The following is a 24406-nucleotide window of genomic DNA, read 5'->3' as shown; positions in this document are numbered from 1 at the left end:
GCCACGGAGCCGCCCATGCCCTGGGCCGCTTCCGCGATCGCGCGCGAGTCGCGTTTAGCCGTGCCTTCATTCAGCAGGCCGGCCAGCAGTTCGGCGAAGCCCGGGTGTTTCGCATCGTCGGCGGCGAAGCCCGCGTCGCGCACGGCCAGCACCATGTCCACGCGCGGGATGCCGGTGCGCGGCACGATCCACACCTGCAGGCCATTCGACAAGGTCTTCTTGCCGATGTGCGGCACGGGCAGCGGTTTGTCTTTTGCGTAGGCCGGCATCGCGGCCGGCATCGTTTCTTTCGGCACGTCCGCGGCCTGGGCCGAGTGGGCGAACAAGGCACCCACGATCATCGTCAGCATCAGTTGTTTCATCGGGGCGCTCCTCATTTCTTGACTGCCGGTTTGCGGTCGATGACGGTGCGGTTCGCCTTCGTCAAATACGTGGCGGCCACGCGCTGCAGGTCGGCGGACGTCACGCCCTCGATCCAGCCGGGCACCTTGTTGACGACGTTGGCGTCGCCCCACAGCGTCTGCAGCTTGGCGAGCGTGTCGGCGCGCGACAGGATGTTTTCCAGGTCGTTGTTCCAGTCCGCGAGCATGCGGGTCTTCACGCGCTTCAGCGTGGCGGCGTCGACGCCGTCCTTGACCACTTTCGCGATCTGCGCGTCCATCGCGGCCAGCATCGCGTCGGCGCTGCTGTTCGGCTTGTACAGGCCGAACACGGTGAACAGGGTGGGGCCGCCGTATTCGAACGGACCGGTGAGGCCGAAGCCGCCCTGGACGTTCAGCGCGATCTCGCGGCCCTTGACGAGATTCAGGTAGAACAGCGACGCGTCGCCGCCCGCCAGCAGTTCGGACAGCACGGCCATCGGCGCCTGGTCCGCGCTGCCCTGCGGCGGCACTTTCCAGCCGACGGCGACGGCCGGCACCTGCGCCAGCGCGTCGCTTTGCTCGATGCGTTTTTCCTGTGTGTTCAGGCCTTCCGTGAAGTCGGAGCCTTTCGGCACGGGGCGGGCCGCGATGCCGCCGAAGTACTTCTGCGCGAGCGCGAAGGCCTGCGCGGGCGTGACGTCGCCGGCGATCGCCAGCACGGCGTTGTTCGGGCCGTAGTAGTCGCGGTGGAAGGCGCGCACGTCGTCGAGGTTCGCGCCTTCGAGGTCTTCGAAGCTGCCGTAGCCGTCGTGGTTGTTCTCCCATTTCTGGAACGCGAGCTGGCTGATGTCGAGCCAGAAGAAGCCGCCGTACGGCTTGTTCTTGACGTTCACGCGGATCTCTTCCTTGACCACGTCCTGCTGGTTCTTCAGGGTGGCCGGGTTGAAGTCGAGGGTCTTCATGCGGTCCGCCTCGAGCCACAGGATCGGCTCGAGCGACGACACGGGCGCCGTCTCGATGTAGTTCGTGAAGTCGGGACGCGTGGAGCCGTTGTTGTTGCCGCCGCCGCCCGTGATGGCGCGGTCGAACACGCCCTTCGGCGCATTCGGCGTGCCCTGGAACATCAGGTGCTCGAACAGGTGGGCGAAGCCGGTGCGGTTGCGCGGCTCCAGGCGCATGCCGACGTGGTACACGACGGACACGCCGACGGTCGGCGAACTATGGTCTTCGGAGACGACGACCGTCAGGCCGTTGTCGAGCTTCTTGACGTTGACCGGCAGGGTCCACTGGTCGCTGGTCGCGGCAGCCGCGGTCAGCGAGAGCGACACGCCGGCCAGCAGGGCGGGCAGGTAGCGCAGGCGCATTGATCACCTTTTATGAAGTTATGGGGCAGGGCATCGAATTTATCTTAACGCAACAAATGCAGGGCCGGCATGAAATGTTGATACATACATCGATGACAAACGGTGACAAACGGTGACATTTGAAGGCGGCCCGGCGCGCGATAATGACCGGCTCGCCCATGCATGCCAGCCCGCCCCCGGTGTCGCTCAGGTGGTCATTTTTGCAGTTCGTCGCAATTCGCTGGGCCGGGCGGGGCCGTCCGTTTATCCTGTTTTCCATAAACACCAACCCTTACAAAACAAAAACAGGAATTCGGAGAATCGGATGAACAGGATTTTCTCGCTCGCCCCCGTCGGTGCCGCCCTGTGTGTCGCGCAGTTGTTCGTCCTTGGGCTCGCGCATGCCGCCCCGGACCTCGCGACCGAAACGCGGCCCGTCGATGCCCGCGTCGTACGGGTCAAGGTCGACGGCGCCGTCGACCTGAAGATCCGCCAGGGTGCCACGCCGGCCCTGACGCTCAAGGGCGAATCGCGCTACCTGGAGCGCACGATGACGTCGCAGAACGGCGATACGCTGAACATCGATACGGACATCCGCGGCCACGTACGCACCGGCTCGCTCCATGCGGAACTGGTGTTGCCGGCCCTACGGGCGGTGACGTCCGAAAGCCTCGGGACGACGGATATTTCCGGCTTTTCCGGCGACGAGCTGGAACTGACCCTGGACGGCGCCGGCTCGATGAAGATCGCGGGCAGCTACCGCCTCGTGCGGGCCAGCCTGGGCGGCATCGGCAGCATGGAGATGCAGGGCCTGAACGGGGAGGGCGTCGAACTGAACCTGCAGGGTGCGGGCTACATCTCGCTGGCAGGACGCGCGAAATGGCTGAAGGCCGACCTGGGCGGTCTGGGCAACCTCGACGCGCAGCAGTGTAACGCGGACTCCGTCGACATCGACCTGTCCGGCCTCGGCAACGCGCGCGTGACGGCGCGCCAGAACGCGAACCTGAATTTGTCCGGCATGGGTTCCGTCACGGTGTACGGGAAGCCCCAGAACCGCAAGGTCGCGGTCGACGGGCTGGGGAAAGTGAGCTGGAAGTAAAAGAAGATTTATCTCGAAACAAAAGAACAAAGAGGCGAGGCCTCACGAATCCGAACGAGACGATGAGAAAACTGACCGTTGCGATCCTGTTCGCGCTGGGCCTGCACGGTAGTGCGATGGCGGGCCTCGCGGAGGGCGCCAATGCCTACAATGCCCGCAACTATGCGCTGGCCCTGAAGGAAATCACGCCGCTTGCCAAGGCTGGCAACGCGGACGCGGAGCATTTGCTGGGCCTGATGTACTACATGGGCCGCGGCGTGCCGCGCGACTACAAGCAGGCGTTCGCCTGGCACTACAAGGCGGCCGTGCAGGGCAAGGCCGACGCGCAATACGTGATCGGCGCCATGTACTACACGGGCAATGCCGTGCCCCAGGACCAGAAACTGGCCGTGCAGTGGTTCCGCAAGGCCGCCGAGCAGGGCCATCCGGATGCCCAGCACGCGCTCGCCCTGATGTACCGCTACCACGTGGCGGGCATGCCGCAGGACCTCGTCATCGCCTACATGCTGTGCAACCTGGCGGCCGCCAACGGCCACCGCAATGCCATCGAGCAGCGCGCTTCGCTCGTCAAGCAAATGAGCCAGGAACAGATCGACGAAGCGCAATCGATGTCGCGCAACTGGAAACCGGGCACGCCGCTGCCGACGCAATCGCACACGGGCAACGGCGGTTCCTGAACTTTCTGTTGCCCTCAAATGTAAGGACGATGCCGACCCGGGTATGAGGCATCGTCCTACGCGCGCATGGCCAAACCTTGGTGTTCCGCTCGCCTTCTCGGGGCTACGATGAGGACCTCTGAAGCAGTTTTCATGAGCTTTACGACAACTCAACCATTGGAGGCAATCATGGCAAACCAAGGCAACAATCAAGGCGGCAACAAGGGCAACAACCAGAGCGGCGACACCAGCAACCGCGGTTTCGCATCGATGGACCCGCAGAAGCAGCGTGAAATCGCCTCGGAAGGCGGCAAGGCTGCGCACGCCTCGGGCAACGCCCACGAGTTCACGTCGGAAGAGGCACGCCGTGCCGGCTCGATGAGCCACAAGAACGACGGCGGCAGCCAGCAGAACCAGGGCGGTGGCGGCAGCCAGCAAAGCGGCAACAGCACCCGCGGCGGCACGCCGGAGCAGCACGCCAAGGCCGGCTCGCAGAGCCACAAGAACGACAAGAAGTGATGTGACCCGGACGCGGCGGGCAGGCCGCGTGCACTGGCGTCGCCGGTGAGCTCGCATGCTGCCCGGCCGTTCTGTATCGCACCCATGACGTTCCCGACACCGCCAGCCCTTCGAGGCTGGCGGTGTCGTTTCGTACGTCCGGCCGGCTACTACACGATCTGTGAGCTATGCAGTAAATTTACTACATTTTGTCATTAAATGAGCATTTTCTTGCTCATTGTTAGCGATAGCAGCCATTTTCTGGCGCGGCATGCTTGGGTGATCAGGGCCAATGGGGTAACATTGCTCATCATTTAACTAGGGTATGCCATGCGTGCTATCGAAATTGTCCAACCCGGTGGGCCCGAGGTGCTTCAGCCTTGCGAGCGCCCCATGCCCGAGCTGAAGCCGGGCGAAATCCTCATCCGCGTCCACGCGGCCGGCGTCAACCGGCCTGACGTGTTCCAGCGGCTGGGCCAGTATCCCGTCCCGCCCGGCGCGTCCGACCTGCCGGGCCTCGAAGTGGCCGGCGAGATCGTCGACGGCGACCTCGGCGACAGCGGATTCAGGAAAGGCGACCTCGTCTGCGCCCTCGTGCAGGGCGGCGGCTATGCCGAGTACTGCGCGGCGCCGCTCGCGCAATGCCTGCCGGTGCCGCAAGGCTTGACGGCGCTCGAGGCGGCCGCGCTGCCGGAAACCTTCTTCACCGTGTGGAGCAACGTGTTCCAGCGCGGCGCGCTGGGCGAAGGCGAGACGCTGCTCGTGCAGGGCGGCAGCTCCGGTATCGGTACCACGGCGATCCAGCTGGCGAAGGCGCTGGGCCGCCGCGTGTTCGCGACGGCCGGCAGCGCCGACAAATGCCGCGCGTGCGAAGACCTGGGCGCCGAGCGGGCGATCAACTACAAGACCGAGGACTTCGCGCCCATCGTCAAGGAACTGACGGGCGGGAAGGGCGTCGACGTCGTGCTCGACATGGTCGGCGGCGACTATGTGGCGCGCGAGGTGTCATGCCTCGCGGACGACGGCCGCATCGTCATCATCGCCCTGCTGGGCGGGGCGAAGGCGAACGTCGACCTGGGCCAGGTGCTGCGCCGCCGCCTGACGATCACGGGTTCCACCTTGCGTCCGCGCCCGGTGGCGTTCAAGGCACAGATCGCGCGCGAGTTGCGCGAGCGCGTGTGGCCGCTGCTGGCAGCTGGCCGAATAAAACCCGTCATCTACAAGACGTTCCCGCTCGAAGAAGCCGCCGCCGCGCACACGCTGATGGAAAGCAGCGCGCACGTGGGCAAGATCATGCTGCGTGTCGCCGGGCACTGAACAAGACAATGAAAAATACAATGAATAAGCGACTGAACAACCGTGCCAGGCCCGGTTTGACCGGTTTTTCAACGCCCGTTACAATAACGGGTTATTTGACCGTGAGGTTGTAATGCGTGCCAAGCTCATCGTAGGCAACTGGAAGATGAATGGCAGCCGCGCGGCCAATGAAGCTTTGCTGAAGGGGATCGTCGCCGGCCTCGACAATGCGCGCCGCGGTTCGTCCGCCTTGTGCGCGGTTTGCGTGCCCACGCCGTATCTGCAGCAGTGCGAAGACGTGCTGACCGGTACGCCGGTCGCCTGGGGTGCGCAGGACGTGTCGATGCACGCGTCCGGCGCGTACACTGGCGAAGTGTGCGCGAAGATGCTGACCGAGTTCGGTTGCCGCTACGTGATCGTCGGCCATTCCGAGCGCCGCGCCTACCACCGCGAAGACAGCGCGCTGGTGGCAAAAAAGGCGCAGGCGGTACTGGCCGAAGGGATGACCCCGATCGTGTGCGTCGGCGAAACGCTGGAGCAGCGCGAGGCGGGCGAGACGGCGCAGGTAGTCGCCGCCCAGCTCGACGCGGTGCTGGAAGCGCTCGACGCGGCATCGGTGGCGAAGATCGTCGTGGCCTATGAGCCCGTGTGGGCCATCGGCACTGGCAGGAACGCGACGCCGGCGATGGCGCAGGAAGTGCATGCGCAATTGCGCGCGCAACTGAAGGCGCGCAACGCGGAAGCGGCGGAAGTCGTACCGATTCTGTATGGCGGCAGCATGAAGCCGGAGAATGCGAAGGAACTGCTGGCCCAGCCGGATATCGATGGCGGGCTGATCGGAGGCGCGGCCTTGAGGGCGGAAGATTTTCTTGCCATCATACACGCCGCCTGAATGATGCTTGGGTTGGTATTCCAGTCCGGGCGATGAAACACCGTCATTCCCGCGCAGGCGGGAATCCATGCTGAGCCAATGTGGTCGGCTCAGTATGGGGCCCCGCTTTCGCGGGGACGACGTAGAGCAAAGTTTTTTGCAAACGTAGTCAACCTTGGAATGGAATAAACAATGAACGTGTTGTTCAATCTGATCGTCGTCGTACAGGTCATCTCCGCACTGGCCATCATCGGTCTCGTGCTCGTCCAGCACGGCAAGGGCGCGGACATGGGCGCCGCCTTCGGTTCCGGCGCGTCCGGCAGCCTGTTCGGCGCCAGCGGTTCGTCGAACTTCCTGTCGAAATCGACGGCCGTCGCCGCCGCGATCTTCTTCGCGTCGACGCTGGGTCTCGCGTACTTCGGCACCAACCGTCCGCACGCGAGTGTCGGCGGCGGCGTGATGGAACGCGTGACGGTCCCGGCCGCCAAGGTTCCCGCCGGCGCAGGCGATGCCGTCCCGACGACCGCACCGGCTCCGGCACCTGCTGCGCCTGCACCGTCGGCCACGCAGGACGTGCCGGCGCCTGCGCCGGCAGCCGCACCGGCTGCTCCGGCACCCGCGCCTGCCAAGTAATTTTGCGGCGCGGCCACTTCCTGCAAGCGCGAGCAGGGTGGTGTAACATTCTGCGGGCTTCGGTCCGCCAGCGCCGGCGACCGGACTCTCGACTCGGTCCGCCGTAAACACAAGTTTTATAAAGTTGAGAAAAAGAGTATTTTTTCTTGGTTTAGCGCAATTTGAGCATTGAAAAATGCTGCTAAGTCAGAGTAGAATACTGGTCTCCAGCCGACGTGGTGAAATTGGTAGACACGCTATCTTGAGGGGGTAGTGGCGCAAGCTGTGCGAGTTCGAGTCTCGCCGTCGGCACCAAGATACAAGAAGCCAGCTAGGGCGCATGAGCTTCCGCTCGTTAGCACTAGCTGGCTTTTTTACGAGGATCTGTCGGAGGCTTTGAAGAACCGTCCCCTGCGGCGGCGCTTCTGGCCCGAGAAGCCCGGTCGTACGAACGTGCGGCGAGCCTCGAAGGTCGGGATCGGCAACGCGGAACAGGTGATTGAGAGTCTCCAGTCGTACGATCCTGGTGTAGGCCAATAGCCAGGATTGCGCGATGCGGTACTGCAGCCCCTGCAGTGTTTTTTCAACCGATCGTTCAACTAAGGCTTCATCGTGAACCTCGAGAACTACTTCCCCGTCTTACTCTTCATCGTGATCGGCACCGTCGTCGGCGTCGCATCGCAGGTGCTGGGCCGTGTCGTCGGTCCGCATCGCCCCGACCCCGCCAAGCTCTCTCCGTATGAATGCGGCTTCGAAGCCTTCGAAGACGCGCGCATGAAGTTCGACGTCCGGTACTACCTGGTCGCGATCCTGTTTATTTTGTTTGATCTGGAAACGGCATTCTTCTTCCCTTGGGGCGTTTCGATGCGCGACCTGGGCCTGCCTGGATTCCTGACGATGATGGTGTTCATCGTCGAATTCATCGTCGGCTTCTGGTACATCTGGAAGAAAGGTGCCCTTGATTGGGAATAAGCCATGGCTATTGAAGGCGTTTTAAACGAAGGTTTTGTCACTACCACAGCCGACAAACTGATCAACTGGGCGCGTACCGGGTCGATGTGGCCCATGACGTTCGGCCTGGCATGCTGTGCGGTCGAGATGATGCACGCGGGTGCCGCGCGCTATGACCTCGACCGTTTCGGCGTTGTGTTCCGCCCGTCGCCGCGCCAGTCCGACGTGATGATCGTGGCCGGTACCCTGTGCAACAAGATGGCACCTGCGCTGCGCAAGGTGTACGACCAGATGGCCGAGCCGCGCTGGGTCATCTCGATGGGTTCGTGCGCCAACGGCGGCGGCTACTACCACTACTCGTACTCCGTCGTGCGCGGCTGCGACCGCATCGTGCCGGTCGACGTCTACGTCCCGGGCTGCCCGCCGACCGCCGAGGCCCTGTTGTACGGCATCATCCAGCTCCAGAATAAGATCCAGCGCACCAATACCATCGCGCGATAATCCAAGCCGGTTTCAACCATGACGACAAAAATCGAAGCCCTCGAACTCGCCCTGAAGAATGCTCTGGGCGAGGGCGCTGCCATTACCGTGGCGCTGGGCGAAGTAACGGTAGTGGTGAAGGCCAGTGACTACCTGGCCTCCATGCAAAAGCTGCGCGACGATCCCGCGCTGCGTTTCCAGGAACTCGTCGACCTGTGCGGCGTCGACTACTCGTCCTACGGCGAAGGCACGTGGGACGGTTTGCGTTTCGCCGTCGTGTCGCACCTGCTGTCGATCGAGCACAACTGGCGTGTGCGCGTCCGCGTGTTCTGCCCGGACGACGACATGCCGCTGGTCGACTCCGTCACGAGCGTCTGGCGCAACGCCAACTGGTTCGAGCGTGAAGCGTTCGACCTGTTCGGCATCCTGTTCGAGGGCCACGGTGACCTGCGCCGCATCCTCACCGACTACGGCTTCATCGGCCACCCGTTCCGCAAGGACTTCCCGATCTCGGGCTATGTCGAGATGCGTTACGACCCCGAGCAGAAACGCGTGATCTACCAACCCGTGACGATCGAGCCGCGCGAAAACATTCCGCGCGTGATCCGCGAAGAAACCTACGGGATGAAATAATGGCTGAGCTTAAGAATTACACCCTGAACTTTGGTCCGCAGCACCCGGCAGCGCACGGCGTGCTGCGTCTCGTGCTGGAACTGGACGGCGAGGTCATCCAGCGTGCCGACCCCCACATCGGCCTGCTGCACCGCGGCACCGAGAAGCTGGCCGAGACCCGCACCTACCTGCAGTCCGTGCCGTACATGGACCGCCTCGACTACGTCTCGATGATGTGCAACGAGCACGGCTACGTGCTGGCCATCGAGAAGCTGCTGGGCATCGAAGTGCCGATCCGTGCGCAGTACATCCGCACGATGTTCGACGAGATCACCCGTATCCTGAACCACCTGATGTGGCTGGGCGCGCACGCGCTCGACATCGGTGCGATGGGCCCGTTCCTGTACGCGTTCCGCGACCGCGAAGACCTGTTCGACGTGTACGAAGCCGTGTCGGGCGCGCGCATGCACGCGGCCTACTACCGCCCGGGCGGCGTGTACCGCGACCTGCCGGACGTGATGCCGCGCCACCGCGAATCGCCGCTGCGCAGCAAGAAGGCCATCGACGAACTGAACGAGACCCGCCAGGGCTCCGTACTGGACTTCATCGACTCGTTCACGAAGCGCTTCGACGGCTATGTCGACGAATACGAGACCCTGCTGACCGACAACCGTATCTGGAAACAGCGTACCGTCGGCATCGGCGTCGTGACGCCGGAAGACGCGATGGGCATGGGCTTCTCGGGCCCGATGCTGCGCGGCTCGGGCATCGCCTGGGACCTGCGCAAGGTGCAGCCATACGCCGCGTACGACAAGGTCGAATTCGACGTCCCGGTCGGCACCAACGGCGACTCGTACGACCGTTACCTCGTGCGCATCGAGGAACTGCGCCAGTCGAACCGCATCATCAAGCAATGCATCGCCTGGCTGCGCGCCAACCCGGGCCCGGTCATGACGAACAACCACAAGGTCGCCCCGCCATCGCGCGTGGACATGAAGACCAACATGGAATCGCTGATCCACCACTTCAAGCTGTTCACCGAAGGCTTCCACGTCCCGCCGGGCGAAGCCTACGCGGCCATCGAACATCCGAAGGGCGAGTTCGGCATTTATATCGTCTCGGACGGCGCCAACAAGCCGTACCGCCTGAAGATCCGCACCCCGGACTATGTCCACCTGCAATCGCTCGATGAAATGGCGCGCGGTCACATGATCGCCGACGCCGTCACCATCATCGGTACGCAGGACATCGTGTTCGGCTCGATCGACCGATAAGAAGGGTAGAAAAGATTATGTTATCTGAGCAGTGCTTGAAAAAAATCGACCGCGAGTTGGCCAAGTATCCGGCCGACCAGCGCCAGTCGGCCGTGATGGCCGCGCTGGCCCACGCGCAGGTCGAAAAGGGCTGGCTGTCGCCGGAAACGATGCAGGAAGTGGCCGACTACATCGGCATGCCCGCCATCGCCGTCCAGGAAGTGGCCACCTTCTACAACATGTACAACATCAAGCCGGTCGGCAAGCACAAGATCACCGTGTGCACCAACCTGCCGTGCGCGTTGTCGGGCGGCGAGCGTGCCGCCCAGCGCATCAAGGATGCCCTGGGCATCAATTTCCGCGACACGACCGAAGACGGCCAGTTCACCCTGCTGGAAGGCGAGTGCATGGGCGCCTGCGGCGATGCGCCGGTCATGCTGGTGAATAACCACCGCATGTGCTCGTTCATGTCGGACGAGAAGATCGACGCCCTGCTGGAGGAACTGAACAAATGACCAGCCTGCACGACCGCCACATCAATCCGCTGATCCTGAAGGATCTGAACGGCGACAACTGGCACCTGGAAGACTACGTCAAGCGCGGCGGCTATTCCGCGCTGCGCCGCATCCTGGAAGAGAAGATCACGCCCGAGGCGATCATCGCCGACCTGAAGACGTCCGGCCTGCGCGGCCGCGGCGGCGCGGGCTTCCCGACCGGCCTGAAGTGGAGCTTCATGCCGCGCCAGTTCCCGGGCCAGAAATACCTCGTCTGCAACACCGACGAAGGCGAACCGGGCACGTTCAAGGACCGCGACATCATCCGCTACAACCCGCACGCGCTGATCGAAGGCATGGCCATCGGTGCGTACGCGATGGGCATCACCGTGGGCTACAACTACATCCACGGCGAGATCTTCCAGGAATACCTGCGCTTCGAAGAGGCGCTGGAAGAGGCGCGCGCCGCCGGCTTCCTGGGCGACAAGATCATGGGTTCGGAGTTCTCGTTCCAGCTGCACGCGCACCACGGCTACGGCGCCTACATCTGCGGCGAAGAAACCGCGCTGCTGGAATCGCTGGAAGGCAAGAAGGGCCAGCCGCGCTTCAAGCCGCCGTTCCCGGCCTCGTTCGGCCTGTACGGCAAGCCGACCACGATCAACAACACGGAAACGTTCGCAGCCGTCCCGTTCATCCTGAACATGGGCGCCGCCGAGTACATGGGGCTGGGCAAGCCGAACAACGGCGGCACGAAGATCTTCTCGATCTCCGGCGACGTCGAGCGTCCGGGCAACTACGAAGTCCCGCTGGGCACGCCGTTCGCCAAGCTGATGGAGCTGGCCGGCGGCATGCGTGGTGGCAAGAAGATCAAGGCCGTCATTCCGGGCGGTTCGTCGGCACCGGTCGTGCGCGGCGACGTCATGATGCAGACCGACCTGGACTACGACTCGATCGCCAAGGCCGGTTCGATGCTGGGTTCGGGTGCGGTGATCGTCATGGACGAGACCCGCTGCATGGTCAAGTCGCTGCTGCGCCTGTCCTACTTCTACTACGAGGAATCGTGCGGCCAGTGCACGCCGTGCCGTGAAGGTACGGGCTGGATGTACCGCATGGTCCACCGCATCGAACATGGCCAGGGTCGTCCGGAAGACATGGACATGCTGAACTCGATCGCCGACAACATCCAGGGCCGCACCATTTGCGCACTGGGCGATGCCGCCGCGATGCCGGTTCGCGCCATGATCAAGAACTTCCGCGAAGAATTTGAATATCACGTCGAGCACAAGCACTGCCTGGTGCCGACTTACCTCTAAACCAGGTCAGGTAACGATCAAATGGTTGAAATCGAATTAGACGGCAAGAAAGTCGAAGTCCCACCGGGTTCGATGGTGATGGACGCCGCAAACAAACTGGGAAGCTACATCCCGCACTTCTGCTACCACAAGAAGCTGTCCATCGCGGCGAACTGCCGCATGTGCCTCGTGGAAGTGGAAAAAGCGCCGAAGCCGCTGCCTGCCTGCGCCACCCCGGTGTCCCCGGGCATGATCGTGCGCACGCACAGCGACAAGGCCGTGCAGGCGCAGAAATCCGTCATGGAATTCCTGCTGATTAACCACCCGCTGGATTGCCCGATCTGCGACCAGGGCGGCGAATGCCAGCTGCAGGATCTCGCGGTCGGCTACGGCAAGGGCGAATCGCGCTACCAGGAAGAAAAACGCGTCGTGGCGCCGAAGGAAGCCGGCCCGCTGATCTCGATGGAAGAGATGAGCCGCTGCATCCAGTGCACCCGCTGCGTGCGCTTCGGCCAGGAAGTGGCCGGCGTGATGGAGTTCGGCATGCTGGGCCGCGGCGAGCACTCGGAAATCACGACGTTCGTGGGCAAGTCGGTCGACTCGGAAGTGTCGGGCAACATGATCGACCTGTGCCCGGTCGGCGCGCTGACCAGCAAGCCGTTCCGTTATTCCGCACGTCCGTGGGAACTGCAGCGCCGCCGTTCGGTGTCGCCGCACGATTCGCTGGGCTCGAACCTGATCGTCCAGGTCAAGGGCGGTAAAGTGATGCGCGTGCTGCCGCTGGAAAACGAGAACATCAACGAGTGCTGGATCTCCGACAAGGACCGCTTCTCGTACGAAGCCCTCGACAACGCGTCGCGCCTCACGCAGCCGATGATCAAGCAGGACGGCAAGTGGATCGAGACCGACTGGCAGACGGCGCTGGAATACGTCGCCCACGGCCTGCGCAACATCCGCCACGAGCACGGCGCCGATAGCATCGCCGCCATCGGCACCGCGCACTCGACGGTCGAAGAGCTGTTCCTGCTGCAGAAAGCCATGCGTGGCTTCGGCATCGAGAACGTCGACTTCCGCCTGCGCCAGACCGACTTCGCGCTGGACGGTAAAGTCGTCCCGCACCTGGGCATGCCGATCGCCGAACTGTCGACGCTGTCGCGCGTGCTGGTCGTCGGCTCGTTCCTGCGCAAAGACCACCCGCTGGCCGCGACGCGCCTGCGCGCCGCCGTCAAGTCGGGCGCCAAGCTGGCTATCGTCCACGGCTCGGCCGACGACAACCTGATCCCGACCGCGAACCGCATCGTCGCCGCACCGAGCGACTGGCTGGCCGCGCTGACGGAAATCGCCGTCGCCGTCGCTGCAGCAAAAGGCATCGCCGCGCCGGCGGGTTTCGAGGGCGTGACCGCCGGCGACGCCGCCAAGGCTGTCGCTGCGACGCTGGTCGTCGAGAACGCTGCCGACCTGCCGGGCGCTGTCCTGCTGGGCAATGCCGCGATGTACCACCCGCAGGCATCGAAGCTGCACGCCGTTGCCGAGTGGATCGCCGCCGAGACGGGCGCCAAGTTCGGTTACTTCGTCGACGCCGCCAACACGGTCGGCGGTTACCTGGTCAACGCCACGTCGAAGAACGCCGCGAACCTGTTCGCGCAGCCGAAGAAAGCCTACGTGCTGCTGAACGCGGAACCGGAACTGGATGCCGCCAACCCGGCGCAAGCCCTCAAGGCGCTGAAGGGCGCCGAGATGGTCGTCGCGATGTCCGCGTTCAAGCACGGCACCGAGTACGCCGACGTGCTGCTGCCGATCTCGCCGTTCAGCGAGACCGCCGGTACGTTCGTCAACTGCGAAGGCCGCGCACAGAGCTTCAACGGCACCGTCAAGCCGCTGGGCGAAACCCGTCCGGCCTGGAAAGTGCTGCGCGTGCTGGGCAACCTGCTGGGCCTGCAAGGCTTCGATTACGAGAACTCGGAATCGATCCGCGACGAAGCGCTCGGTAAGGGCAACACGGACCTGTCCGCGAAGCTGAACAACGTCGCCAGGATCGCCCCGACGGGCGCCTTCTTCGGCAATGGCGAGCAGCTCGAGCGCCTGGCCGACGTGCCGATCCACTTCGCCGACGCCGTCGCGCGCCGTTCCGAACCGCTGCTGCGCACGGCCGACGGCCAGGCGCCGCTGGCCACCATCTCGGCGGCACTGGCTGAAAAGCTGGGCGTGAACGCCGGCGACCAGGTCACGGTATCGCAAGGGCAGGGCAGTGTCGTGCTGACGGCCAATATCGACGCGCGCCTGCCGGCGAACGTCGTGCGTGTCGCGGCCGCCCACGAATCGACTTCGGTACTGGGCGACATGTTCGGTCCGATCAACGTAGCTAAAGCATAAAAGCAGGGGAGCCCAAGCAAAATGTCGGTACCTGACATGATCAACAACCTGAACAGCAGCGGCGCGAGCCTGCTCGGCACGACGGCGTGGCCGCTCGTGTGGACGCTGCTGAAAATCGTCGTCGTCCTGCTGCCGCTGATGGGCCTCGTGGCCTATCTCGTGCTGTGGGAGCGCAAGCTGATCGGCTGGATCCACATCCGTATCGGCCCGAACCGCGTCGGCCCCGCCGGCCTGCTGCAGCCGATCTCGGACGCCCTGAAGCTGCTGCTGAAGGAAATCGTGATCCCGGCGAAAGCCACGACGAGCCTGTTCGTCATCGGCCCGCTGATGACCATCATGCCGGCGCTGGCCGCATGGTCGGTCATCCCGTTCGGCCCGCAAGCGGCCCTCGCCAACGTGAATGCCGGCCTGCTGCTGCTGCTGGCCATCACGTCGATGGAGGTGTACGGCATCATCATCGCCGGCTGGTCCGCGAACTCGAAGTACTCGTTCATGGGCGCGATGCGCGCATCGGCGCAGATGATCTCGTACGAAATCCCGATGGGCTTCGTGATGGTCGTCGTGCTGATGGTGTCGGGCTCGCTGAACTTCTCGGACATCGTCGCCAGCCAGGAGCGCGGCATGTTCGCCGCCCACGGCGCGAACTTCCTGTCGTGGAACTGGCTGCCGTTGCTGCCGCTGTTCATCATCTACATCACGTCCGGCCTGGCCGAGTGCAACCGCCACCCGTTCGACGTGGTGGAAGGCGAATCGGAAATCGTGGCCGGCCACATGGTCGAATACTCGGGCATGTCGTACGCGATGTTCATGCTGGCCGAATACGCCAACATGATCCTCGTCGGCACGCTGGCATCGATCATGTTCCTGGGCGGCTGGTCCGCACCGTTCTCGTTCCTGGAATTCGGCGCCATCGGCGGTTTCTTCTGGCTGTTCGCGAAGATGTTCCTGATCGTCTCGCTGTTCATCTGGGTCCGCGGCACGTTCCCGCGCTACCGCTATGACCAGATCATGCGTCTCGGCTGGAAAGTGTTCATTCCGCTGACCCTGATCTGGCTGGTGCTGGTGGCTGGCTGGATGCAGACGCCGTGGAACATCTGGAAGTAAGGAAGCACACAAAATGACACGAGTTAAAGAGATCCTCGGCAGCCTGATGCTGTCCGAGCTGATTAAAGGTCTGGCCCTGACCGGCAAGTACGCGTTCTCGCGCAAGATCACGGTTCAGTACCCGGAAGAAAAGACCCCCATCTCGCCGCGCTTCCGCGGCCTGCATGCGCTGCGCCGCTACCCCAACGGGGAAGAGCGCTGCATCGCGTGCAAGCTGTGCGAAGCCGTGTGCCCGGCGATGGCCATCACGATCGAATCGGCGCAGCGCGAAGACGGCACCCGCCGCACGACGCGCTACGACATCGACCTGACCAAGTGCATCTTCTGCGGTTTCTGCGAAGAGTCCTGCCCGGTCGATTCGATCGTCGAGACGCAAGTGCTGGAATACCACGGCGAAAAACGCGGCGACCTGTACTACACCAAGGAAATGCTGCTGGCCGTGGGCGATCGCTACGAGAACGACATCGCCGCCGCACGCGAAGCCGATGCCAAGTATCGATAAATAACAAGAGGGCTCCTGCGTAAGTCATGGATTTCACAACTGTTCTGTTCTACGTGTTCTCGGCCGTGATGGTGCTGGCCGGGTTGCGCGTCATTACCGCCAAGAACCCGGTCCACGCCGCGCTGTTCCTGGTGCTCGCGTTCTTCAACGCTGCCGGTATCTGGATGCTGCTCAAGGCCGAGTTCCTGGCCATCGTGCTGGTACTGGTCTACGTCGGCGCCGTCATGGTGCTGTTCCTGTTCGTCGTGATGATGCTCGACATTAACATCGACCGCATGCGCGAAGGCTTCTGGGGCTACCTCCCGGTGGCGTCGGGCGTCGGCGCGCTGATCGTGCTGGAAATGGCCGCCGTGCTGTGGCGCGGCTTCCTGGGCCAGGGCGATGCGCCGGCCGAGTCGGCCGTGGGCCACATCGGCGGCACGCATGAACTGGGCCGCCTGATCTACACCCAGTACATCTACGGTTTCGAGATCGCCGGCCTGATCCTGCTGGTCGCCATCATCGCCGCCGTGGCGCTGACCCTGCGCAAGCGCAAGGACACCAAAGCCATCGACCCGGGCCTCGCCGTCCGCGTCAAGCGTAACGACCGTCTGAAGATCGTCAAGATGCAGACGGTGAACCAGAAAGCGATCGACGACGCGGCTGTTGCCGCCGCTGCGGCCGCTGCTGCTGCCAACAAGGAGGCGCAATGACCCTGTCGCTCGCTCACTACCTGATCCTGGGCGCGATCCTGTTCGCGATCTCCGTGATCGGCATTTTCCTGAACCGGAAGAACATCATCATCCTGCTGATGGCCATCGAACTGATGCTGCTGGCGGTGAACCTGAACTTTGTGGCGTTCTCGCATTATCTGGGCGACGCGGCAGGGCAGATCTTCGTGTTCTTCATCCTGACTGTCGCGGCCGCCGAATCGGCGATCGGCCTGGCGATCCTGGTGGTCCTGTTCCGTAACCTGGACACGATCAACGTGGAAGACCTCGACAGCCTGAAGGGCTAAGCGGTTTGTCTGTCAACCTCCTGATAAATACACAAAAGGTTCAACATGGCGGGGCAAATTATTAACCCTAATCTCTTGCTGGCGGTGCCACTGGCGCCGCTCGCGGGCTCGGCGATCGCCGGCCTGCTCGGCACCAAGTTCTTCGGCAACGTGGTCGGCCGCGTGGTGTCGCACTCCGCGACCATCCTGGGCGTGTTCATCGCCATGGTCATCTCGATCATGACGCTGAACCAGGTCATCGACGGCGCCACATTCAACGGCGACCTCTACACCTGGATGACGATCGGCACCATGAAGATGTCGGTCGGCTTCAAGATCGACGCGCTGTCCGCGATGATGATGTGCGTCGTCACGTCCGTGTCGCTGATGGTCCACATCTACACGATCGGCTACATGGCGGAAGACGACGGCTACAACCGCTTCTTCTCGTACATCTCGCTGTTCACGTTCTCGATGCTGATGCTGGTCATGTCCAACAACTTCCTGCAGCTGTTCTTCGGCTGGGAAGCGGTGGGCCTGGTCTCGTACCTGCTGATCGGCTTCTGGTACACGCGTCCGACCGCGATCTTCGCGAACATGAAGGCGTTCCTCGTGAACCGCGTCGGCGACTTCGGCTTCATCCTCGGCATCGGCCTGCTGCTGGCCGCCACCGGCACGATGAACTACGACGAGACGTTCCTCAAGGCGAACGCGCTGTCGGCCATGTTCGTGCCGGGCACGACCTGGCCGCTGCTGACGGCTGCCTGCATCTGCCTGTTCATCGGCGCGATGGGCAAGTCGGCGCAGTTCCCGCTGCACGTCTGGCTGCCGGACTCGATGGAAGGCCCGACCCCGATCTCGGCACTGATCCACGCCGCGACGATGGTTACCGCCGGCATCTTCATGGTGACCCGCATGTCGCCGCTGTTCGAGCTGTCGGATACGGCACTGTCGTTCATCGTCGTCATCGGCTCGATCACCGCGCTGTTCATGGGCTTCCTGGGCATCATCCAGAACGACATCAAGCGCGTCGTCGCGTACTCCACGCTGTCGCAGCTGGGCTACATGACGGTCGCGCTGGGCGTGTCGGCCTATAACGTCGCCGTGTTCCACCTGATGACCCACGCGTTCTTCAAGGCGCTGCTGTTCCTTGGTGCCGGTTCCGTCATCATCGGCATGCACCACGACCAGGACATGCGCAACATGGGCGGCCTGCGCAAGTACATGCCGATCACCTGGATCACGTCGCTGCTGGGTTCGCTGGCACTGATCGGTACGCCGTTCTTCGCCGGTTTCTATTCGAAGGATTCGATCATCGAAGCGGTGCATGCGTCGCACCTGTGGGGTTCGGGCTTCGCGTACTTCGCCGTCATCGCCGGCGTGTTCGTGACCGCGTTCTACTCGTTCCGCATGTATTTCCTGGTCTTCCACGGCGAGGAGCGTTTCGGCAAGGCGCATGACCACGGCCACGCCCACCACGACGACCACGCACATAACGGCGAAGGCAAGGACCCGACCGCACTGCACGAGGCCACTGCCCATCATGAAGAGGACGAGGACGACCACGGCCACCACGGCCTGGCTCCGGGCCAGAAGCCGCACGAGTCGCCGCTGGTCGTGACGCTGCCGCTGATCCTGCTGGCGATCCCGTCCGTCATCATCGGCTTCTTCGCGATCGGCCCGATGCTGTTCGGCGACTTCTTCAAGAACGTCATCTATATCAACGCCGAGCGTCACCCGGCGATGGAAGAACTGGCGCACGAGTTCCACGGCGCCGCCGCGATGGGCGTGCATGCGTTCACGTCGCTGCCGTTCATGCTGGCCCTGGCCGGCGTCGTCGCCGCTTACTACTGCTACATGATCAATCCGCGCGTGCCGGCGGCCTTCTACAAGGCGCTGCGTCCGATCCACACGCTGCTGGACAACAAGTACTACATGGACAAGTTCAACGAAGTCGTGTTCGCCGGCGGCGCACGCCTGCTGGGCAAGGGCCTGTGGCAGGTGGGCGACCGCGCGCTGATCGACGGGCTCGTCGTCAACGGTTCCGCGAAGCTCGTGGGCTGGTTCTCGACCATCGTCCGTACGTTCCAGACTGGTTACATCTACCACTATGCGTTCGTGATGATCCTGGGCGTGCTGGGTACGCTGCTGTACTTCTTCCCGTTCTGGCACGCTTAAAAGAGAGAAAAACAAGATGCAGTCTATTTCGACCTTTCCTCCTTACCTGAGCCTGTCCGTCTGGCTGCCGATCCTGTGCGGCGTCATCGTGCTGGCCGTCGGTCGCGACAGCCGCGCGGGCTTTACCCGCCTGCTGGCGCTGGCCGGTTCGATCATCAGCTTTTTGCCGACGATCCCGCTGTTCACGCAATTCAGCAACACGGCCCACGGCCCGCAGTTCGTGGAAAAAGCCGCCTGGATCTCGCGCTTCAACATCCAGTACTACCTGGGTATCGACGGCCTGAGCCTCTGGTTCGTGCCGCTGACCGCCTTCATCACGATCATCGTGGTGATCTCGGCCTGGGAAGTGATCCAGGAACGCGTGGCCCAGTACATGGGTTCGTTCCTGCTGCTGTCGGGCCTGATGATCGGCGTGTTCGTCGCGCTGGACGGCCTGCTGTTCTACTTCTTCTTCGAAGCCACGCTGATCCCGATGTTCATCATCATCGGTGTGTTCGGCGGCCCGAACCGCGTGTATGCGTCGTTCAAGTTCTTCCTGTACACGTTCATGGGCTCGCTGCTGACGCTGATCGCGATCATCTACCTGTACAACAAATCGAACGGCAGCTTCGACATCCTGGCATGGCACAACCTGCCGCTGACGATGAAGGAACAAGTCCTGATCTTCGTCGCGTTCCTGATGGCGTTCGCCGTCAAGGTGCCGATGTGGCCGGTGCACACCTGGCTGCCGGACGCCCACGTGGAAGCGCCGACCGGCGGTTCCGTCGTGCTGGCCGCGATCATGCTGAAGCTGGGCGGCTACGGTTTCCTCCGTTTCTCGCTGCCGATCGCGCCTGACGCGTCGCACTACCTGGCCCCGCTGATCATCGTGCTGTCCCTGATCGCCGTGATCTACATCGGCCTGGTCGCGATGGTGCAGGTCGACATGAAGAAACTGGTCGCGTACTCGTCGATCGCCCACATGGGCTTCGTCACGCTCGGCTTCTTCATCTTCAACGAGATCGGCGTGCAGGGCGGTATCGTGCAGATGATCTCGCACGGCTTCGTGTCGGGCGCCATGTTCCTGTGCATCGGCGTGCTGTACGACCGCCTGCACTCGCGCCAGATCGCCGACTACGGCGGCGTCGTCAACGTGATGCCGAAGTTCGCCGCGTTCTCCGTGCTGTTCGCGATGGCCAACTGCGGCCTGCCGGCGACGTCGGGCTTCGTGGGCGAGTTCATGGTCATCCTGGGCGCCGTCAAGTTCAACTTCTGGACCGGCCTGCTGGCCGCCACCGCCCTGATCCTGGGCGCGGCGTACTCGCTGTGGATGGTCAAGCGCGTCGTGTTCGGCAAGATCGGCAACAAGCACGTGGCCGAACTGACCGACCTGAACGGCCGCGAGTTCTTCATGCTGGGCGTGCTCGCAATCCTGACCATCTACATGGGCCTGTATCCGGCGCCGTTCACCGACGCGCTGCAAGTGTCGGTCGCGGACCTGCTGCAGCACGTGTCGGTCAGCAAGCTGCCCCAGGCAGTGGCTGCTGTCGCCGCGCACTGAGATAGAGGCACAACAACGATATGAATCCGATGATTAACACCCAAGCCGTGCTGGCCGCCAACAACCTGGGGCCGGTCTCTGCAGAAATCTTCCTGGTCATCGCGTCCTGCGCCATCCTTCTGATCGACATGTTTCAGAAGGAAGGCAAGCGCACGCCGACCTACGCACTGTCGCTGCTCACCCTGGTGGGCTGCGCGGTGATCACCTACGCCGACTTCAAGGCCGGCACGACGACCTACACGTTCTACAACATGTTCGTGTCGGACCCGATGGCGAACCTGCTCAAGCTGTTCACCTACCTGGCCGTGGGCGTGACCCTCGTCTACTCGCGCCAGTACACCGCCGACCGCGGCATGATGTCGGGCAACATGGGTGGCGAGTTCTACGTGCTCGCGCTGTTTACGCTGCTGGGCCAGATGATCATGATCTCTGGTAACAACATGCTGCCGATCTACCTGGGCCTGGAACTGATGTCGCTGTCGCTGTACGCGCTGGTGGCGATGCGCCGCGACCATGCGATCTCGACCGAAGCCTCGATGAAGTACTTCATCCTGGGTTCGCTGGCCTCGGGCTTCATGCTCTACGGTATCTCGATGATCTACGGCGCCACCGGTTCGCTGGACATCACGACGATCGCCAAGCTGGTGTCGAGCAACGCCGCCAACCACACGATCCTCGTGTTCGGCCTCGTGTTCGTCGTGGCCGGCATGGCCTTCAAGCTGGGCGCCGTCCCGTTCCACATGTGGGTCCCGGACGTCTACCAGGGCTCGCCGACCGCCGTCACGCTGCTGCTGGGCGCCGCACCCAAGCTGGCATCGTTCGCGATGATGATCCGCATCCTGGTCGAAGGCCTGCTGCCGCTGGCGATCGACTGGCAGCAGATGCTGCTGGCGCTGGCCGTGCTGTCGCTGCTGGTCGGTAACCTGACCGCGATCGCGCAGACCAACCTGAAGCGCATGCTGGCCTACTCGACCATCGCGCAGCTGGGCTTCGTCCTGCTGGGCATGATGGCCGGCGTCGTCGGCACCCGCGATGCCACGAACGCCGCGAACATCGCCAACGCCTACAGCGCCTCGATGTACTACACGATCACCTACGTGCTGACCACGCTGGGCACCTTCGGCATCATCATGATGCTGGCGCGCTCGGGCCACGAGGCGGAAGAACTGGCCGACTTCAAGGGCCTGGCCAAGCGCAGCCCGTGGTACGCGCTCGTCATGACCGCCCTGATGTTCTCGCTGGCCGGCGTGCCGCCGATGATGGGCTTCATGGCCAAGTGGGCCGTGCTGGACGTCGTCGTCGGTTCGGGCCAGCTGTGGCTCGCGATCATCGCCGTGGCCGCGTCGCTGGTGGGTGCGTTCTACTACCTGCGCGTCGTGAAAGTCATGTGGTTCGACGAGGTGGCCGATGCGTCGCCGATCTCGACCCCGCTGGACATGCGCGTCGTGCTGTCGCTGAACGGCATCCTCGTCGTGATCCTGGGCATCCTGCCGGGCCCGCTGCTGGCGGCCTGCCTGTCGGCGATGTCCCTCACGCTGAAGTCGTAAGGCCACGGTGGACGCCTCCCTGGCCAGCTGGTTGGTGATCGCGGTCGCACTCGCGTTCGCCAACCTGCCGTTCCTCAACGAGAGCGTGCTCGGCTTCATTCCCGTGAAGCCGGCACTCAACAAGGCGCACGCGAAATACTTCGTCGTGCGCCTGCTCGAGCTGGTTGTTCTATACTTCGTCGTCGGCGCGCTGGCCCACGCCCTCGAATCCCGCATCGGTACCGCGTTCCCCCAGACCTGGGAGTTCTATGCGATCACCGCCTGCCTGTTCGTCGTGCTGGCCTTCCCAGGTTTCGTTTTAAGATATCTGCGCAAGCGCCGCGGCTGAGCACCAGCGTCCATGGCGCCGGTGCAAGAGTAACGATGTACCGGAGCCTTCCATGGACGACCACCTCAAAGAAATCAAAGTCGATGGCGCGATCGCCTACGACGGCAACTTCCTCAAAGTCTCGCGCGACCGCGTGAAACTCCCCGACGGCAAGATCACGCAACGCGAATACATCCGCCATCCCGGCGCCGTCGTGATCCTCGCGCTGTTCGACGACGGCCGCGTGCTGCTCGAACGCCAGTTCCGCTATCCGAACGACCAGGTCTTCATCGAATTCCCGGCCGGGAAGATCGACCCGGGCGAAGAGTCGCTCGCGTGCGCCAAGCGCGAGCTGGAAGAAGAGACGGGCTACACGGCCACCGACTGGCATTTCGTCTGCACGATCCACAACGCGATCGCGTATTCGGACGAGCACCTCGACCTGTTCCTCGCGCGCGGCCTGACGGCGGGCGACGCGAAGCTGGACGACGGTGAATTCCTCGAAACCTTCACGGCGACCATTCCCGAGATGCTGGAGATGGTGCAACGGGGCGACATCACGGACGTGAAAACCGTGATCGGCACGTTCTGGCTGGAGAAGATCGCCGCCGGCACCTGGACGCCGGCTTAGTTTGAAGCCTGTGCGCCCGGCCGCGCTCGGCTTGCTGCTGCTCGCCTGGGGCGGCTTCGCCTCCGCGCGCACGCCGTTCGAGGCGAGCTGCGAAGCCGCGGCCCGGGATGCCGGCGCGACGTTCTCCACGCGCGAGAGCGGCTGGCGCGTCGACAACACGGTGTCCTACCGCGACCTGACGCGCATGAAACGGCCCGGCGTACGCAACGGCTACGTCCTGGGCCTCACGCGCACGGAGTCGCGCGTCGCGATCCAGGTCGACGGCACCCTGCTCACGGCGCCGGACGGCGCGGCCGAATGCGTGATGCCGCGTATCGCGGTGACCTTGTACTACCAGCCCATCGTCGTGTACGTCAGCCGTGAATTCGAACCGGACTCGTGTACGTATGACGAGATACTTGCGCACGAAATGCGCCATCTCAAGTCTTACCTGGACTATCTGCCGAAAGTGGAAGAGCGGGTGCGCGCACGCCTCGGCGGCCGTTTTGCCGGCAAACCGTTGTACGCGCGGGCCGGCGAGTCGCGGACGCTGCTCCAGCGCGAAATCGACCGCAACTGGATGCCGTACATTAAGGCCGAGATGGGACGTGTCGAACGATTGCAGGCCGCGATCGACAGTCCCGCGGAGTACGCGCGTCTGAGCAAAGTTTGCCAAGGTGAGGTACAGTCTCTTATTGGATCGACAAGACGTTCCCGATCGTAGATTGAACAACATGACTCAAGCACCACGTTACTTCGCCCTCATTCCCGCCGCCGGCGTCGGCGCCCGGATGGGGGCCACGAGCCCCAAGCAGTACCTGAAAATCGGCGGCAAGCCCATGCTCAGGCACACGCTCGACGCATTCCTGTCCAGCGAGCTCATCGCACACACGTTCGTCGTCGTGAGCCCGGACGACCCCTGTATCGACGCCGTCGCGCCCAACCACGGCGTGACGGTCCTGCGCTGCGGCGGCGCCAGCCGCATGGAATCCGTACGCAACGGCCTGGCCGTGCTCGCCAACACCCTGTCGCCCGCCGACTGGGTGCTCGTGCACGACGCCGCGCGTCCCGGCCTGACTGCCGAACTGATCGAAAAACTGATTACGGGCACGGGCGACCACCCGGCCGGCGGCCTGCTGGCGCTGCCGGTCGTCGACACGGTCAAGCGCTGCATCGACGGCGAAGCGGCCGGCACCGTGCCCCGCAACGGCTTGTGGCTCGCGCAGACCCCGCAGATGTTCCGCTACGAATTGCTGCGCGAAGCGCTGGCGGCGGCTAAAGATCCGGATTCGATTACCGATGATGCTAGTGCGGTTGAAGCCCTCGGTTTGAGCCCCAAGTTGGTGGAAGGGCATCCCCGCAATCTCAAAGTGACATTGCCGGACGATATCCGGATCGCCGAGATGTACCTGGCAGTGTCCCAACCTGAATTCGTATAGCGTGTAAAGAA

The 24406-nt window shown here is 63.4% G+C and carries 25 protein-coding genes, 1 tRNA gene and 1 pseudogene; 25 read left to right on the top strand and 2 right to left on the bottom strand.

The window, feature by feature from the left end; all coding sequences use genetic code 11:
- Positions 1-362, bottom strand: a pseudogene (locus tag ACEN88_RS03220) (insulinase family protein); the annotation flags it as partial.
- A gap of 11 nt (positions 363-373) precedes the next feature.
- Positions 374-1726 (bottom strand): M16 family metallopeptidase, encoded by a 1353-nt coding sequence (locus ACEN88_RS03215; protein ID WP_413337364.1) that lies wholly within the window; start codon positions 1724-1726, stop codon positions 374-376.
- Positions 1727-2030: 304 nt separating this feature from the next.
- Here ACEN88_RS03215 and ACEN88_RS03210 point away from each other — a divergent pair, with 304 nt between their 5' ends.
- The 25 genes from ACEN88_RS03210 to ispD all read left to right on the top strand — a co-directional run bounded on the left by ACEN88_RS03210 (position 2031) and on the right by ispD (position 24395).
- Positions 2031-2804 (top strand): GIN domain-containing protein, encoded by a 774-nt coding sequence (locus ACEN88_RS03210; protein ID WP_056137030.1) that lies wholly within the window; start codon positions 2031-2033, stop codon positions 2802-2804.
- 62 nt (positions 2805-2866) lie between these two features.
- Positions 2867-3481, top strand: coding sequence for a tetratricopeptide repeat protein (locus ACEN88_RS03205; RefSeq protein WP_413337363.1), 615 nt, complete (start codon positions 2867-2869; stop codon positions 3479-3481).
- Between the two features lie 168 nt (positions 3482-3649).
- The gene (locus ACEN88_RS03200) at positions 3650-3979 is read left to right on the top strand and encodes a KGG domain-containing protein (RefSeq protein ID WP_413337362.1); all 330 of its coding nucleotides are present in this window, start codon (positions 3650-3652) and stop codon (positions 3977-3979) included.
- A 309-nt stretch (positions 3980-4288) separates the two neighbouring features.
- Positions 4289-5275, top strand: coding sequence for an NAD(P)H-quinone oxidoreductase (locus ACEN88_RS03195; protein ID WP_413337361.1), 987 nt, complete (start codon positions 4289-4291; stop codon positions 5273-5275).
- A 112-nt stretch (positions 5276-5387) separates the two neighbouring features.
- Positions 5388-6146 carry a triose-phosphate isomerase gene (gene tpiA / locus ACEN88_RS03190; protein WP_413337360.1) on the top strand — a complete coding sequence of 253 codons (759 nt, stop codon included), beginning with the start codon at positions 5388-5390 and terminating at the stop codon, positions 6144-6146.
- Between the two features lie 171 nt (positions 6147-6317).
- Positions 6318-6758 (top strand): preprotein translocase subunit SecG, encoded by a 441-nt coding sequence (secG, locus tag ACEN88_RS03185; RefSeq protein ID WP_413337359.1) that lies wholly within the window; start codon positions 6318-6320, stop codon positions 6756-6758.
- 209 nt (positions 6759-6967) lie between these two features.
- A tRNA-Leu gene (locus ACEN88_RS03180) sits at positions 6968-7052 on the top strand.
- 297 nt (positions 7053-7349) lie between these two features.
- Complete coding sequence (locus ACEN88_RS03175; protein ID WP_056137041.1) at positions 7350-7709, top strand: NADH-quinone oxidoreductase subunit A; 360 nt, start codon at positions 7350-7352, stop codon at positions 7707-7709.
- Between the two features lie 3 nt (positions 7710-7712).
- Complete coding sequence (locus ACEN88_RS03170) at positions 7713-8189, top strand: NuoB/complex I 20 kDa subunit family protein (protein WP_036230641.1); 477 nt, start codon at positions 7713-7715, stop codon at positions 8187-8189.
- Between the two features lie 18 nt (positions 8190-8207).
- Positions 8208-8801 carry an NADH-quinone oxidoreductase subunit C gene (locus ACEN88_RS03165; RefSeq protein ID WP_259447698.1) on the top strand — a complete coding sequence of 198 codons (594 nt, stop codon included), beginning with the start codon at positions 8208-8210 and terminating at the stop codon, positions 8799-8801.
- Complete coding sequence (locus ACEN88_RS03160) at positions 8801-10054, top strand: NADH-quinone oxidoreductase subunit D (protein WP_413337358.1); 1254 nt, start codon at positions 8801-8803, stop codon at positions 10052-10054. Before ACEN88_RS03165 ends, ACEN88_RS03160 begins: the two co-directional genes overlap by 1 nt.
- A 17-nt stretch (positions 10055-10071) precedes the next feature.
- Positions 10072-10548, top strand: coding sequence for an NADH-quinone oxidoreductase subunit NuoE (gene nuoE / locus ACEN88_RS03155; RefSeq protein WP_036230634.1), 477 nt, complete (start codon positions 10072-10074; stop codon positions 10546-10548).
- A complete protein-coding gene (gene nuoF, locus ACEN88_RS03150) occupies positions 10545-11840 on the top strand; it encodes an NADH-quinone oxidoreductase subunit NuoF (protein ID WP_259447695.1) in 1296 nt (431 codons plus the stop codon). Before nuoE ends, nuoF begins: the two co-directional genes overlap by 4 nt.
- 21 nt (positions 11841-11861) lie before the next feature.
- Entirely contained in the window at positions 11862-14192 is a 2331-nt protein-coding gene (gene nuoG / locus ACEN88_RS03145; protein ID WP_413337357.1) for an NADH-quinone oxidoreductase subunit NuoG, read from the top strand.
- 21 nt (positions 14193-14213) lie between these two features.
- A complete protein-coding gene (nuoH, locus tag ACEN88_RS03140; protein ID WP_413337356.1) occupies positions 14214-15296 on the top strand; it encodes an NADH-quinone oxidoreductase subunit NuoH in 1083 nt (360 codons plus the stop codon).
- Between the two features lie 13 nt (positions 15297-15309).
- A complete protein-coding gene (nuoI, locus tag ACEN88_RS03135; protein WP_029757430.1) occupies positions 15310-15798 on the top strand; it encodes an NADH-quinone oxidoreductase subunit NuoI in 489 nt (162 codons plus the stop codon).
- 26 nt (positions 15799-15824) lie between these two features.
- A complete protein-coding gene (locus ACEN88_RS03130) occupies positions 15825-16490 on the top strand; it encodes an NADH-quinone oxidoreductase subunit J (RefSeq protein WP_413337355.1) in 666 nt (221 codons plus the stop codon).
- A complete protein-coding gene (gene nuoK, locus ACEN88_RS03125) occupies positions 16487-16795 on the top strand; it encodes an NADH-quinone oxidoreductase subunit NuoK (RefSeq protein ID WP_029757428.1) in 309 nt (102 codons plus the stop codon). The genes ACEN88_RS03130 and nuoK overlap by 4 nt, the downstream gene beginning before the upstream one ends.
- A gap of 45 nt (positions 16796-16840) precedes the next feature.
- Positions 16841-18952 carry an NADH-quinone oxidoreductase subunit L gene (nuoL, locus tag ACEN88_RS03120; protein WP_413337354.1) on the top strand — a complete coding sequence of 704 codons (2112 nt, stop codon included), beginning with the start codon at positions 16841-16843 and terminating at the stop codon, positions 18950-18952.
- A gap of 16 nt (positions 18953-18968) precedes the next feature.
- Positions 18969-20492, top strand: coding sequence for an NADH-quinone oxidoreductase subunit M (locus ACEN88_RS03115; RefSeq protein ID WP_413337353.1), 1524 nt, complete (start codon positions 18969-18971; stop codon positions 20490-20492).
- 20 nt (positions 20493-20512) lie between these two features.
- Entirely contained in the window at positions 20513-22039 is a 1527-nt protein-coding gene (gene nuoN / locus ACEN88_RS03110; protein WP_413337352.1) for an NADH-quinone oxidoreductase subunit NuoN, read from the top strand.
- Between the two features lie 7 nt (positions 22040-22046).
- The gene (locus ACEN88_RS03105; RefSeq protein WP_413337351.1) at positions 22047-22367 is read left to right on the top strand and encodes a DUF2818 family protein; all 321 of its coding nucleotides are present in this window, start codon (positions 22047-22049) and stop codon (positions 22365-22367) included.
- Positions 22368-22419: 52 nt separating this feature from the next.
- Positions 22420-22977: an NUDIX domain-containing protein gene (locus ACEN88_RS03100; RefSeq protein ID WP_413337350.1), complete on the top strand. Its 558-nt coding sequence runs from the start codon at positions 22420-22422 to the stop codon at positions 22975-22977.
- Between the two features lie 10 nt (positions 22978-22987).
- On the top strand, positions 22988-23680 hold the full coding sequence (locus ACEN88_RS03095) for a hypothetical protein (protein WP_413337365.1): 693 nt from the start codon (positions 22988-22990) through the stop codon (positions 23678-23680).
- A gap of 10 nt (positions 23681-23690) precedes the next feature.
- A complete protein-coding gene (ispD, locus tag ACEN88_RS03090; RefSeq protein ID WP_413337349.1) occupies positions 23691-24395 on the top strand; it encodes a 2-C-methyl-D-erythritol 4-phosphate cytidylyltransferase in 705 nt (234 codons plus the stop codon).
- The last annotated feature ends 11 nt before the right edge of the window (positions 24396-24406 follow it).

The organism is Massilia sp. CT11-108 (assembly GCF_047302915.1).
GTDB lineage: Bacteria > Pseudomonadota > Gammaproteobacteria > Burkholderiales > Burkholderiaceae_D > Telluria > Telluria orientalis.
Note: the sequence above shows the minus strand (reverse complement) of the source record. Positions and strands in the feature narration are given on the sequence as shown.